Annotated in this window: 13 protein-coding genes and 1 pseudogene; 7 read left to right on the top strand and 7 right to left on the bottom strand. The window is 71.7% G+C overall.

Annotated features, from left to right (window positions below; translation table 11 throughout):
- The coding region (locus AB0J68_RS15675; protein ID WP_363939057.1) for a histidine kinase dimerization/phosphoacceptor domain-containing protein at positions 1-676 on the bottom strand (676 nt) is incomplete at its 3' end.
- A gap of 141 nt (positions 677-817) precedes the next feature.
- On the opposite strand from AB0J68_RS15675, the gene AB0J68_RS15670 reads away from it, so the two are divergent.
- Positions 818-1,411: a CDP-alcohol phosphatidyltransferase family protein gene (locus AB0J68_RS15670; protein ID WP_354861132.1), complete on the top strand. Its 594-nt coding sequence runs from the start codon at positions 818-820 to the stop codon at positions 1,409-1,411.
- Positions 1,408-1,878: a VTT domain-containing protein gene (locus AB0J68_RS15665; protein ID WP_354861133.1), complete on the top strand. Its 471-nt coding sequence runs from the start codon at positions 1,408-1,410 to the stop codon at positions 1,876-1,878. The genes AB0J68_RS15670 and AB0J68_RS15665 overlap by 4 nt, the downstream gene beginning before the upstream one ends.
- 78 nt (positions 1,879-1,956) lie before the next feature.
- Here AB0J68_RS15665 and AB0J68_RS15660 read toward each other — a convergent pair whose 3' ends face one another.
- From AB0J68_RS15660 to AB0J68_RS15650, 3 genes are all read right to left on the bottom strand, one after another.
- Positions 1,957-2,385 (bottom strand): hypothetical protein, encoded by a 429-nt coding sequence (locus tag AB0J68_RS15660; RefSeq protein WP_363939055.1) that lies wholly within the window; start codon positions 2,383-2,385, stop codon positions 1,957-1,959.
- Positions 2,386-2,449: 64 nt separating this feature from the next.
- On the bottom strand, positions 2,450-3,655 hold the full coding sequence (locus AB0J68_RS15655) for an MFS transporter (protein ID WP_363939053.1): 1,206 nt from the start codon (positions 3,653-3,655) through the stop codon (positions 2,450-2,452).
- A 17-nt stretch (positions 3,656-3,672) separates the two neighbouring features.
- Positions 3,673-4,197, bottom strand: a complete 525-nt coding sequence (locus AB0J68_RS15650) for a hypothetical protein (RefSeq protein ID WP_355068529.1) — start codon at positions 4,195-4,197, stop codon at positions 3,673-3,675.
- A gap of 90 nt (positions 4,198-4,287) precedes the next feature.
- On the opposite strand from AB0J68_RS15650, the gene AB0J68_RS15645 reads away from it, so the two are divergent.
- From AB0J68_RS15645 to AB0J68_RS15630, 4 genes are all read left to right on the top strand, one after another.
- The gene (locus AB0J68_RS15645) at positions 4,288-4,779 is read left to right on the top strand and encodes a YcxB family protein (RefSeq protein WP_363939051.1); all 492 of its coding nucleotides are present in this window, start codon (positions 4,288-4,290) and stop codon (positions 4,777-4,779) included.
- Between the two features lie 8 nt (positions 4,780-4,787).
- On the top strand, positions 4,788-5,378 hold the full coding sequence (locus AB0J68_RS15640; protein ID WP_355068533.1) for a hypothetical protein: 591 nt from the start codon (positions 4,788-4,790) through the stop codon (positions 5,376-5,378).
- 340 nt (positions 5,379-5,718) lie between these two features.
- On the top strand, positions 5,719-6,978 hold the full coding sequence (locus AB0J68_RS15635; RefSeq protein WP_363939049.1) for a cellulose-binding domain-containing protein: 1,260 nt from the start codon (positions 5,719-5,721) through the stop codon (positions 6,976-6,978).
- A 162-nt stretch (positions 6,979-7,140) separates the two neighbouring features.
- Positions 7,141-7,752, top strand: coding sequence for a YdeI/OmpD-associated family protein (locus AB0J68_RS15630; RefSeq protein ID WP_363939047.1), 612 nt, complete (start codon positions 7,141-7,143; stop codon positions 7,750-7,752).
- A 126-nt stretch (positions 7,753-7,878) separates the two neighbouring features.
- On the opposite strand, the pseudogene AB0J68_RS15625 reads toward AB0J68_RS15630, so the two are convergent.
- The 3 genes and pseudogenes from AB0J68_RS15625 to AB0J68_RS15615 all read right to left on the bottom strand — a co-directional run.
- Positions 7,879-8,085: pseudogene (locus tag AB0J68_RS15625) on the bottom strand (transcriptional regulator); the annotation flags it as partial.
- A 151-nt stretch (positions 8,086-8,236) separates the two neighbouring features.
- Positions 8,237-9,385, bottom strand: a complete 1,149-nt coding sequence (locus tag AB0J68_RS15620; RefSeq protein WP_354861146.1) for a hypothetical protein — start codon at positions 9,383-9,385, stop codon at positions 8,237-8,239.
- Positions 9,382-9,627 (bottom strand): hypothetical protein, encoded by a 246-nt coding sequence (locus tag AB0J68_RS15615; RefSeq protein WP_354861147.1) that lies wholly within the window; start codon positions 9,625-9,627, stop codon positions 9,382-9,384. The genes AB0J68_RS15620 and AB0J68_RS15615 overlap by 4 nt, the downstream gene beginning before the upstream one ends.
- 772 nt (positions 9,628-10,399) lie before the next feature.
- On the opposite strand from AB0J68_RS15615, the gene AB0J68_RS15610 reads away from it, so the two are divergent.
- Positions 10,400-11,731, top strand: coding sequence for a cellulose binding domain-containing protein (locus AB0J68_RS15610; RefSeq protein WP_363939045.1), 1,332 nt, complete (start codon positions 10,400-10,402; stop codon positions 11,729-11,731).
- Positions 11,732-11,764 lie beyond the last annotated feature (33 nt).

Genomic DNA, 11,764 nt, shown 5'->3' with positions numbered 1-11,764 from the left:
CGAGCGTGTCCAGTTCGCTCAGCGCGGTGCGGCCGCTGCCCGCGATCGCCCGCAGCGCCGCCCCCGGGTCGGCGCTGAGCTGGCCCGCCTCGGCCTGGACCACCATCGCGGTGACGTGGTGGCCGACCACGTCATGCAGCTCGCGGGCCAGGTTGGTGCGCTGCTCGAGCCAGGCCGCCTGGCCGCGCAGGTCGTCCGCCTCCCGGGTGAGCGCGCGGCCGCGGGACCACGACCGCAACAGGATCGCCAGGACATAGCCGGCCGTCACGAAGACGAACGGCTGCTCGTACATTCCTCGCCCGGTGAGCAGCGCGGTGGTGAGGGCGCCGGCCGCGCCGAGCAGGCCAGCCAGCCACCCCAGCCACGGACGCCGGGCTGGGTCTTCGCAGCTGGAGAGGAACACGAGGCAGGCGGCCGCGAGGCCCAACTGCACCGACTCCCCGGTGCTCACGATCGCCACGAACCCGGCACAGGCCGCGAAGACCAGGGCGCGGTAGCGGGGCCGCAGCGCCGTGGCGCCGAGGCCGACCGGCACCACCAGCCACGCCCAGCCCGCCGGCACGGACAGGCCCCCCTCGGCGGTCGTGATCACGAGAGCGATGATCAACCCCGCCAAGGCGTACGCCAGCCCGCGCACCCGCTCGGGGTCACGCAACCATTCCCGGATGTCGGTCATCACCTCAACAGTCTCCGCGACCAGCTCGGAGACCGACCAGTACCTCGGTACCAGATCGGGCGGTACCCCGGTGCTGCCCCGGCGAGCGGATCGGCACCACGGCACGTTCCGCCGAGAGGCGCACCGCACGACGCTTCTGGGGTGACTCTCGTCGACTCCCGCGCCGCCAGCAGTGTCGGCCCTCTCCGCACGGTTCCCAACTACATCACCGCCGTCCGCACGGTCGCCGCGGTCACCGTCGGGATCGCCGCCCTCGTCGCGGGATCGGTGGCATTTATGGCGGTAGCGTATGGCATCTACTGGATCGGGGACATGCTCGACGGCTGGGCTGCCCGGCGGCTCGGACAGGAGACCCGGGCGGGGGCCGTCCTCGACATCGTCAGCGATCGCGCGTGCACCGCCGTACTCTGCGTGGGCCTGGTCTCCCTCGTGCCCGACGTCGCGGTCGTGGCCCTGGTGTTCCTGCTGTCGTTCCTGGTGCTGGACACCATGCTGTCGCTGGCGTTCCTGTGCTGGCCGGTGCTCAGCCCCAACTACTTCCACCTGGTCGACCGCCGGGTGTGGGCGTGGAACTGGTCTCCGGTGGCCAAGGCCGCCAACACCGCCGGGGTCGTCGGCGCCATCGCGTTCGGGCAGTACCGGCTCGCGCTGGCCGTCGCCGTCGCCGTCGTCGTGGTCAAGCTGTGGTCAGTCGCCGCGGTGGCCCGGCTGCTCGACCGGGACGGCCGCGCGTGAGCAGCCTCGCCGAGGCGGTCGCGGGGCTCGGTTACGGTCTCGCTTCGGCCCTCGTTCCGGTCGTCAACGCCGAGGCGTACGCGGTGGTCGCCGGGCACCGTGGCGGCCACGTTGTCGTCGCCGTGCTCGCCCTGGCGCTCGGGCAGACCGCCGGCAAGCTGCTCCTGTTCGAATCCGCGCGTCGCGGAACGGGGCGGCTGGCCCGCAGGCTCAGGAGACAGAGCCGGTCAGGTCGTACGGCGGCCCGAGCCGCCCGGTGGACCGGGCCGATCCGGCGTTGGCTCTCCCGCCGCCGCACCGCCCTTCCGACCGTGCTGGTCTCCGCGGCGGTCGGGGTCCCACCGCTGGCCGTGGTCAGCTTCGCCGCCGGCACCGCGGGCCTGCGCCACTGGGAGTTCGCCGTCGCCTGCCTTCTCGGGCGCGTGATCCGATTCGCCCTCCTCGTCCTGCCGGCGACGCTGGCCTGACCCCCGCCGTCGGGGGAGCGGCGACGAACACGACGGCTCACCCGTGCCCGCCGACACGCTCGCGACACTGCCGGTCGCTCATTCCCAGGGCGGGAGATGTCGGCCCACATATGCACGGGCCCGCGGGATCGGGTCTCGCCAGTACCGGTCGGGCATGCGGTGGTGGTGCTCGGCGCAGAATTCGGCGAGATCGGTGCTGATCGGGACGCGTTCGAGCGGGTGGCCCTCGAAGGCCGCGTTGACCGCCAGGACCTGCTGCTCCGGGTTCCAGCCCGAATGGTCGAACGCCCAGCCGCCCCAGACCGCGTACGTGTGGACGACCGGCAACTCGCCCGCCAGGCGCACCGCCGCCACCTCGATCGACCGGTCCGGGTACGTGTCTCGACAGACCCAGGCGAGGATGTGGCAGGCCCCGGCGGCGAAGAAGGCCTGGTCGGTCCGTTCCCACGCGACGCGCTGGTCTGATCGCTCGATCGCCGTCCGGCGAAAGGCTCCCGCTGCCTCCACCACGCGCACGCTAGTGGGTGACCCGCGGCCTCCGCTCACCCCGCCCAACGTCGTCCGCCGCGAGTCACTCGGCGAGGCGGATCGCCAGCGGACCACGCCGTCCCAGTGCCCACACGGTGAGTGCGAAGCAGCAGAGTCCCATTCCCGTGATCGTGACCGCTGTCCAGCCGCCCGCGGCCCAGAGCGTGGTCGCGGCGGCGGAGCCGATGGCGGCGCCGACGAAGTTGCCGGTCGCCAGTGCCGTGTTGAGCCGGCTGCGGGCCTCGTGGGAGAGGGCGAACAGTCGCGCCCGGTTGAGGAGGGCCTGCGTCTGGAGAGCGACATCGATCATGATGATCGCGATGATGAGCAGCGCGACGGACCGGCCGGCGAACGCCGCGACGACGAAGGCGCCGAGGGCCAGTGTCCACGCCACCCCGGTGGCCGGAAGCGACCAACCACGGTCGTGCAGACGACCGCCGCGCAGGCCGGAGAGGACACCGGCGAGGCCGGCCAGTCCGAACATCCCGATCACCGCTACCGGGTATCGGAACGGTGGGCCGCTGAGCAGGAACGTCAGCGCCGTCCAGAACAGCGAGAACGCGGCGAACCCGGTGGCGGCCAGGACCAGCGTCCAGCGGGCCGCCCGCTCGCGCAGGACCACCGCGCCGACCGAGGCGATGAGCTGCGGGTATGGCAGGCGGGTGCGCGGCGCCAGCGGTGGAATCGCGCGGTACAGCAGGACCGCGAGCAGGACGGCGACGACTGCGGCGAGGGCGAAGGTCGTACGCCAGCCGGCGGCACCGGCGACGAACCCGCTGATCGTACGGGAGGCGAGGATGCCGCTGAGGGTCCCGGATCCGACGACGCCGACGATCCGACCGCGGTGGGCGTCGCCGGCCAGGTCCCCGGCCAGCGGCGTGAGGACCTGCCCGGAAATCGTCGTGACGCCGAGGACGGTCAGTGCGAGCAGGAGCACACCGAACGACGGTGCCAGCGCGCACAGCAGCAACGCTGCGGCCGAGGCCACCAGCAGCACCGGGACGAACCGGCGGCGGTTCAGGACGTCGCCGAGTGGCACGAGCAGCAGTACGCCGACGGCGTACCCGGTCTGCGTCGCGGTGACGAGCCAGCCGGCCGTCGCGGTGGCGGCGCGGAGGTCGCCGGCGATGAAGCTGAGCAGCGGCTGCGTCCAGTACAGGTTGGCGATCGCCGCTCCCGCTGCCAACGCGAGCAGGAACGTCAGCCGGCGACTCATCTCGGGCGGCGGTGCCGTGCCGGACGCTGCCACCCCGCCACGCTAGTGGATTACGGCTTGCGGCGGAGTTCGCGCAGCACGCCGTGACGGCGCACGGCCCACGCGAGACGCCGGACGCTCGGGTGCCACACGAACAGCACTGCCGCCCGACGGATCAGGCCGAACCGGTTGTCGCTGACCTGGTTCTCCATCGCCTGCCAGATCAGCTCGCGCACCTTGGCGCTGTCCAGCGCGGCCCGTACCTCACGTCGTACCGCAGGGTCCTCGGCCGCCGAGGCGATGGCGGCGGCCAGGCCCGGTCGGGCCGCAAGCGGCTCCACCGCCGCGGCGACGAGCGGCCGGCGTACCTCGTCCTGCTCCAACAGCAGCAGCACGGCCTCCCGGATCTCGACCGTCTCCAGGCCGGAGCGCAGCAGGCCCAGCAGGCTGCGCTCGACCTCGCCGTCGTGATCCGGGACGGACAGCGTGGCCAGCAGCACGGACACCTCGTCGAGATCGATGAGGTGCCGCACCCCGCTGCGGAACTCCGGCAGCTCCCATGCGACCTGGAGAGCCCTGACGAGATCGCGGTTCATGCGCCATCCGCTACCCGCAAGCGACCGCCGGCGAAACTCCGGCGGCCGACCCGGCGGTGCCCGGGGCGGTTGGGGAACTATCGTTCTGGGGTGCACATCCGTTTCGACGTCCCCGCTGATCCCGACTACCCGGGTCGCGTGGCGGCCACGCTCGGCGGTGTTCGGCTGCGCAGGTACAGCTACGTCGGCGCGGTGCTGGCGGTGGTGGGGGTGATCGGTCTGGTCGTCTCGCGGGGGTTCGCGTCCGGCGAGCGGACGGCACCGCTGTGGGTGGCGATGCTCGTGGGCGGCGTGCTGTCGATGCTGTACCTGCCGTGGGTGCGGTGGCGCGCGCGTCGCCGCTCCGGTCGCTACGCGGTCGAGGGCGGCTACGACATCACCGATGACAACATCATGATGCGCAGCGGCTCGGAGTCCGGCGGTATCGCGTGGGACGGCGTCGCCCAGGTGCAGGACACCCCGGATTTCTGGATCGTGTACGTCGGCCGGATGCCGGCGACCGTGATCCCACGGTGGTTGATGTCCGCCGAGGACGCCGAGACGTTGCGAGCCTTCATGGCCAACCGCGGGCTGCTCCGGTAAGGGTGAATGTGGCACCCTTTTCGAGCGGCGAGACCGCCCCGATCAGCACGGTCGGTCCGGGTGAGGTGTACGAGGTGTCGTTCGGCCTGACCCGCCGTGACCTCTTGTTGGCGCCCGTCAGCGTGGTCCTCGTCGCCGTGGGCGTCCTGATGTTCCGCGACGAGCCGTTCGCCGGCATCCTCGCCGCGATGCTCGGCGGCGCGTACCTGCTGCTGCGGCTCATCGCCGTGCTGGGCCGCCGTGTCGCCCTTCGCGTCGACGCGGCCGGGGTCACCCTCGGCCAGGTGCCGCCCTGGCCGTCGTCGCACACCGCTGTGGTGCCGTGGTCCGACATCGAGTCCGTGGTGCTGTGGACGCAGCAGAGCGGTGTGGTCACGACTCCGTACGTCGGCCTACGGAGGCGTCGCGGTCTGCCGCCGCTGCCCGGCTCGGCTCGCTCGCGCGGCCTGCGGTGGTTGGTTCAGACAGCGGTCCCGCACGTGCCGCCGGCCGTTCTGGCCGACAGTCGGCCGGCGACCTTCTGGCGGCTGCACCGCCCCAGTCTCGAGGTGGCGGTCCGCCACTTCGCACCCGCGGTGGACATCGTCGACCTGGGCTGACCTGATCGAGCGGAGAAGCGTGGGGATCGCCTTCCACGTGGTGTCAACCCTGTCGGGGCGCCCGGCAGCATAACGCGCGGGCGGCGTGATCCCACTCGGAAGCGTGACGCTTGATTCGATAGGAATCTGTCAATAGATTGAGGGCGGGCGCCGCCGAGGTCCGGGCAACCGGGCCGTCGGCGACTGACAGGTCCACCCCGAGCCGGGCACGTCGGTCGTACGCATCGACCAGTCGCTGTGGCGCATCGCCGCGCCGCACCCGGCGCGTTGTCGCGCCGCGTCCGCTCCGGACGCGCGCTGCCGCGCCGATTTCCCCAGCTCGATGGCAGAAGGACTTTTCATGACGATTCTCCGCGCCCGCCCCGCCCCGACCCTGGCGGTCGTCGCCGCGCTGGCCGCCGCCGTGACCGCGACCGGAACGGCCCTGCTCGTCGTCCCCGCCGCGGCCGCCCAGGGTTGCCGGGTCGACTACACGCCCAACCAGTGGCCCGGCGGATTCACCGCCACCATCAAGGTCACCCCCGGCGACAGCGCCGTCTCCAGTTGGACCGTCACCTGGAGGTACGCCGGGGACGAGCGCGTCACGAACGGCTGGAACGCCACGGTCAGCCAGTCCGGATCGACGGTGACCGCGCGCAACATGTCGTACAACGGCAGCATCCCGGCCGGCGGTTCCGCCGAGTTCGGCGTGCAGGGCACGTACGGCACCAGTGGCGGCACGCCGACCGGGTTCAGCCTGAACGGCGTGCCGTGCAACGGCACCGGCCCGACCCCGACGACCGGCGTGCCGACCACCCCTCCGCCGACCACCCCTCCGCCGACCACCCCTCCGCCGACGACGCCCCCGCCGACCACCCCGCCCCCGACGACGCCTCCGCCCACGACGCCTCCGCCCACCACCCCGCCGCCGGCCGGGTGCGCCGGTGCGGTGCTCTGCGACGGCTTCGAGAACCAGACCGGCGCGACGCCGTCGGGCGACTGGACCGTGGTGAACCCGGACTGTTCGGGCGCCGGCACGGCCACCATCGACACGGCCACCACGCACAGCGGCAGCCGGGCCGTCCGGATCAACGGCGCAGCCGGGTACTGCAACCACGTCTTCATCAGGTCCACCAAGAATCTCAGCAGCGTGGGCAGCGTGCGGTACGGCCGGATCTGGGTACGGCACACCACCGCCCAGCCCACCGACCACACCACGATGATGGCGATGGCCGACGCCGCCGACGGCAACCGGGACCTGCGGATGGGCGGCCAGAACGGCGCCCTGCAGTGGAACCGCGCCTCCGACGACGCGACCCTGCCCGAGCAGAGCCCGGCCGGGGTGGCGCAGAGCGTCCCGCTTCCCACCAACCGGTGGGCCTGCCTGGAGTTCATGGTGGACGGCTCGGCCGGGCAGCTGCGTACCTGGCTGGACGGCACGGCCATCGCGGGGCTGACCGCGGACGGAGTACCGACGCACGACATCGACGGTCAGTGGTACAACCGCACCTGGCGTCCGCAGCTCACCGACCTGAAGCTCGGCTGGGAGAGCTACGGCAACGGAGCCGACACCCTCTGGTACGACGACGTCGCGGTCGGGTCCAGCCGGATCGGCTGCTGACCCTGCGAGGTCCGGTAGCTCTGGTCAAGGGTGTGGCCCGCTCGACGTGTCACACCCTTGGCCAGCTCCGACTGCTGCGCCGGTGCTGATCCCGACCGCCCGGCGGATCGGGCCGTCCCACCGGCCGAGGGCGCTGTCACAGCGCACCGATAGCCTGCTGCCATGGCGAGCGCCGAACTGGAAGAGTTGATCGTCGCGGACGCCGACGCGCTGCGCGCATGGTTGTCGGAGAACCACGCCACGTCGCCCGGCGTCTGGCTCGCCCTGACCAGGAAGGGCGGCACGGTCACCACGCTGACCTGGCAGCACGCGGTCGACGAGGCGCTGTGTTTCGGCTGGATCGACGGGCAGGCCCGCAAACGGGACGAGCAGACCTCCTGGATCCGGTTCACCCCTCGCCGACCCCGTAGTGTCTGGTCCCAACGCAACGTCGAACACGTCGCCCGGCTGGAGGCGCAGGGACGGATGATGCCCACCGGCCGCGCCGCGGTGGAGGCCGCGAAGGCCGACGGGCGGTGGGCTGCCGCGTACGCCCCGGCGTCGGAAGCCGAGGTGCCGGCCGACCTGCTCGCCGCCATCGCCGCCGAACCCGCCGCCCAGGCCATGTTCGACGTGCTCACCAAGACCAACCGGTTCGCGCTCGTCTACCGCCTCAACGCCGTCAAACGGGCGGAGACCCGCGAGCGGAAGATCGCCGAGTTCGTCGCCATGCTGGCCCGCCACGAGACCATCTCTCCGCAGAAGGCCAGGCCGCCGAGCGCGCCATCCTCGTGATCACGGCGCTCCGCCGGCCCTGACCCGGCGCGTCGTACCTGCCACCGGTCGGCCTCGGGACCGGGCCCGACGGCTACCGGAACCGTCAACTGGCTGTCCACGGCCCCGGGGGCGGCGAAAGGGCCTTCAGTCGGCGCCGTCCACGCGGGCGGCGATGTCGCGCAGGGCGGCGATGTGGGCGCTCAGAGCCGCCCGACCGGCCATGGAGAGGTTGATCCAGGTCCGCGGGCGCTTGCCCACGTAGCCCTTGCGGACCTCGACGTACCCGCCGTCGCTCAACGTCGAGATCCGCTTCGACAGGGCGGAGTCGCTGAGCTCCACGGCGTCGCGGACGAACGCGAACTCGGGCGGTGGCGCGTGGCCTGGCCGTCACGTCGCTGCGGGAGGTCGCAGTCGGGCGGGAGACGACCGAGCCGGAGGTCGACGCCGTCCACCCTGCGGTCAAGCAGCTCGAAACCGTGACCCGCTGGCGGCGCCCCGCAGCTCAGGCGGAGGAGCGCAGGCGCGAACCCGAGGCGTCGACGGTCTGCCGCGTGCCGTGCACGGTGACGCCGGTCAGCCGGATGCTTCCCAACGCCTCGGGGATGCGCGGATCGGTGGCGAGATGGCCGTTGCTGACGTCGAGCCCGAGCATCGACCGCAGAAGCAGCAGAGGGGCGCCGCTGGCCCAGGCCTGGGGATTGCAAGCGGTGGGGTAGGGCACGGGCCGTCGTCCGAACGATCGGTCGTACCCGGAGAACGCCTCGGGCAGGCGGTAGTCGAAGTGGGCCGCCGCATCGAGCATCGCCATCGCGATGCGGTTGGCCGCATCCCGGTGGCCGTACCGGGCGAGCCCGGCGGCGATGATCGAATTGTCGTGCGGCCACACGGTGCCGAGGTGGTAGCCGATGGGGTTGTACCCCACGTCCTCGGTGGACAGGGTCCGGACACCCCACCCGGAGAACATCGCGTCGGACATCAACTGCCGAGTCACCGCGGCGGCACGATCGGGCGGGACGATTCCGCTCCACAACAGGTGGCCCATGTTCGAGGTCATCGAATCGATGGGCCGCTTGTCGGCGTCGAGGCCGATCGCGTAGTAGCCGCCGCGCGTCGGCAGCCAGTAGTCGCGGTTGAACCGCTCGCGCAGATCGGCGGCCTCGCCACGCAGGCGTCGCGCCAACGGAGGGTCGGCCCACGGTCCGTCGGCGAGTTCCGCGGCGCGGAGCTTGGCGTCGTAGGTGTAGCCCTGGAGCTCGCAGGTGGCGACCGGCAGGTCGGGGAGCCTGCTGTCGACGAACTGCACACCGTCCGGTGAGTCGCGCCAACACTGGTTGCGCATCCCGTCCGGGGAACGCGTGGCGTACTCGACGTAACCGTCGCCGTCGCGGTCTCCGAATACGTCGATCCACCGCAGAGCGGCGTCGGCGTTGGGCCGCAACTGCCGCACCAACGCGTCGTCGCCCGTCCACCGCCAGTACTCGGAGAGCAGGATGAGCCACAGCTGGGTGGTGTCGGCCGAGCCGAAGCAGGGGCCGTACGGCGCGATGCCGAGCTGCGTCAGCTCCCCGGATCGGAACTCGTGCAGGATCTTCCCGGGCTCCTGGTCGCTGAAGTCGTCGACGGCGTTGCCCTGGTGCGCGGCGAGCGTCACCAGCGCACCCGCGCGACGTCCGGTCCACAGGTGATGCTCTGGTAGGCGGTGACCAGCGTGTCCCGCCCGAAAATGGTCAGGAACCAGGGCATTCCGGCGGCCAGCAGGACGACCTGTTCGCCGTTGATCTCCTTGACGATGCGCATCGACAGCAGGTCGACGGCGGACTTGTGATAGACGTTGCGCAACAGCTCCGAATCCGCGCTGAGGTCCGGCTTGTTGGCCGCCCACCGCGACGCCATGTCGTCGGCGCCGGGGTCGTGTGCCTCACCGAAGGTGCGGCTGGGCGGCCGTGCCGATGGAGTCCGAGCCCAATTGCGGGGGCATGTCGCGATTCGCGCCGCCGTGAGCCTGTTCCTGCTGTTGCGTCGGCCGAGAATTCATGGCACCCGCACCTCCCCCGTTGGCAGGGGCGGCTCCGCCGTGCCCGTTCGCAGTCTAGGACTCGAAAAGATGACCTCGCTGCGATGTCGAAGGGCACTGCCGGCGGCGACACGGACGACCGATCGTGCCGGTGGGCGGGACACCGCGCGCCGGCACGGTGGGCGGCTCACGCCGGCGTGACGCCTGCCCTGCTCCGGCCCACGGTGGTGAGGTGCGCGGGTCGGGCTGGTCCGTCCGCTGTGGCCGGTTCCGTGGCACTCGGCCGGTTGAGCATGTTATCGATAACATGCTATCTTTCGGCGCGGGAGCGAAGGGCACGCTCCCAGTCACCTCAGTCAATCGGCACAGGCAACGCAGAGGGCTCGCCCCTCCCGCCGCCTCGCCGGTCGGTGACCAGTCCGGGCCGCTCCGCCACTGCCAGGCGACCGCAGGCGGTCGTCGGACGACCCTGGTCCGGCTGCATTCCCCCTTGCCCCGTCACGGACAACCCCGGCAGCGACGGTACGGCCCGTACGCACCCGTGTGCGCCATGCCGGCCTCAGGAGCATGCCGGCCCGCACACCGGTGCGAACCGACTCGTTGACGGCGAGGTGCATGTCCTACGGACGATCAACGGCAAGGAGTCGAGCAATGGTCAAACGGAGACAACTCTTCTCGTTCATCGCGGCCGCGGTGGTTCTCGTCGCGGCGACCGGTGGTGCGCTGCGCGGCGGATTCGGCGCCGAGGCGTTGGCTGCCACCAACGGCACCCTCGCGGCGACCGCGGGGTGCGGCAAGGCGCCCACTCTCACCAGCGGGACGCGCACGATTTCCAGCAGCGGCCAGAATCGCAGCTACATCCTCCAGATCCCGGGCAGTTATGACCGGAACCGTCCGTACCGACTGGTCTTCGGCTTCCACTGGCTGAACGGCTCGGCCAACAACGTCGCCTCGGCCGGCTACTACGGGCTGGCGCCGTTGTCGAACAACAGCACGATCTTCGTCGCGCCCCAGGGTATCGACGCCGGTTGGGCCAACACGAACGGTCGGGACCTGACCCTGTTCGACGACATCTCCCGGCAGGTCGAGAACGACCTCTGCGTCGACACGACCCAGCGTTTCGCCCTGGGCTGGAGCTACGGCGGGGCCATGAGCTACGCGGTGGCCTGCGCCCGCCCGACCGTCATCCGGGCGGTCACCGTGCTCTCCGGCGCCAACCTCAGCGGCTGTAACGGCGGTACCCAGCCGGTCGCGTACTTCGGCATCCACGGCATCTACGACAGCGTGCTGAACATCTCCCAGGGCCGGGCGCTGCGCGACACGTTCGTCAGGAACAACGGCTGCACCGCACAGAGCCCGCGCGAGCCCAGCCGAGGCAGCCTCACCCACATCACCACCACCTACTCCGGCTGCCGCGCGGGTTACCCCGTGCAGTGGGCCGCGTTCGACGGCGACCACACCCCGAGCCCGGTCGACGGGTCGTCCAGCCCCAACGACTCCAGGACCTGGACCTCGGCGGAGATCTGGCGATTCTTCACCCAGTTCCAGTCCACCACGCCGCCCACGACCGCCCCGCCGACCACGGCCCCGCCCACCACGCCGCCTCCGACCACGCCCCCGCCGACGACGCCCCCGCCCACCACGCCGCCTCCGACGACGCCGCCGCCGACCGGGGAGCCGGGCAGCTGCGCCGCCACCTACCGGGCGGTCAACAGCTGGCCGGGCGGCTTCCAGGGTGAGGTCACCGTCGCCAACAACACCGCCACCTCGATCAGCGGCTGGACCGTACGCCTGACCCTGGCCAGCGGCCAGGCCATCAGCAGCCTCTGGAACGGCACCAACACGGGCACCACCGGCAACGTCACCGTCCGCAACGCCGCGTACAACGGCACCCTGGCGCCGAACGCCTCGACCACCTTCGGGTTCACCGCCACCGGCAACGGCGACACCCCGCCCAGCAACGTCACCTGCACGAGCCCCTGACCGTCCGAGCCCGGGGTCCGGAGCCACCAGCTC

It is taken from the genome of Micromonospora sp. NPDC049580 (genome assembly GCF_040675595.1).
Lineage (GTDB): Bacteria > Actinomycetota > Actinomycetes > Mycobacteriales > Micromonosporaceae > Micromonospora.
This window is presented reverse-complemented; position numbering and strand designations above follow the sequence as displayed.